The organism is Streptomyces sp. NPDC007162, assembly GCF_040634175.1.
Classification (GTDB): domain Bacteria; phylum Actinomycetota; class Actinomycetes; order Streptomycetales; family Streptomycetaceae; genus Streptomyces.
In genome coordinates, this window is sequence record NZ_JBEYFC010001028.1 from 1 (window position 1) to 1,261 (window position 1,261).

Below are 1,261 nucleotides of genomic sequence, written 5' to 3' on the forward strand. Positions count from 1 at the left end.
GGCGGCACGGCGGGTGCGCCCGCACGTCGGCCTGCTGCTGGAGCGGCTGCCCGGCACCGCGGCGATCGTCACCGACGCGGCCTACGGGCTGGTGGCCTGGAACCCCCTCGCCCAGTTGCTGCTCGGCGGGGACCTGGGGCACGGCACGACCAACCTCGCACGGCGCCGTTTCCTCGGCCAGGGGCGGATGCCCGCGACGTCCACCGCGCAGGAGTTCGGCCACGTGGTGGTGGCCCGGCTGCGGCGGGCCGCCGAGCGCTACCCCGGCGACCCCCGACTCGCCGGTCTGCTGGATGAGCTGCGGGCAGGGAGCGAGGAGTTCCGGGAGATCTGGGCGACGCATCCGGTGCACGCGCCGGGCCACCGCACCAAGACCCTGGACCATCCGGAGCTCGGGCTGCTCCGCCTGAACTGCGACGTCCTGCTGGTACCCGAGGACGACCAGGAGGTCGTCCTCGTCACGGCGGATCCGGGTTCCGCCGCCGCCCGCCGGATCGCCGAACTGGCGGCGCGCGCCGGGGTGCGGTGAGACCCCGCCGGTCACTTCACGATCACGCGTGTACCAGTACGGCGTCAGCTGTCCCAAACAGCCGACAACACGGTCTGGCACCGCATTTGGCGGGCAAGCGTGTCCTTGGAAAGGAGGACCGTCACATGGCGAGTTCCACCAAGGAGAGCAAGGCGAGCTCCACGAAGGAGACTCCCGTCGGCGCCAGGCCTCGGCGCATGCCCGGCTGGGCGAAAGTGCTCACCGCGTTCGTGCTGGTGCTCGTGGTGCTGTTCGCCGGGATCAAACTGGCGGTACTGCCGGGCATCAAGGACCTGTTCGGCACGGAGACCCGCGACAACACGGGTCCCGCACTCCTCAAGTCCATCCAGGACATGAGCCGTTACGACGCCGCCTCCGGGAACTTCCAGGTCGTCGTGGACCTGGAGAAGGACGCGAAGTACCTGCCCAGCGCGATCCGCGGCACCCGCACCCTGTACGTCGGCGCGGGCACCGTCGACGCCTACGTCGACCTCGGGAAGATCGGCCAGAAGGACGTGACGGTCAACGGCGACCGCACCGAGGCCACCATCCGGCTGCCGCACGCGCAGCTCGGCAGCGCAGCCCTGGACGCCGACCACTCCTATGCCGTCTCCAAGCAGCGCGGGCTGCTGGACCGGCTCGGCGACCTGTTCTCGGACAACCCCAACAGCGAACAGGCGGTGCAGAAGCTCGCGGTGAAGCACATCTCGGCGGCGGCCAAGGACAGCGGCC

The 1,261-nt window shown here is 70.7% G+C and carries 1 protein-coding gene and 1 pseudogene; both read left to right on the forward strand.

The annotated features are described in order from the left end of the window. Positions 1-529, forward strand: a pseudogene (locus ABZ646_RS46880) (transcriptional regulator); the annotation flags it as partial. Between the two features lie 197 nt (positions 530-726). Continuing rightward, a partial coding sequence (locus tag ABZ646_RS46885; RefSeq protein ID WP_360533977.1) for a DUF4230 domain-containing protein occupies positions 727-1,261 on the forward strand: 535 nt, incomplete at its 3' end.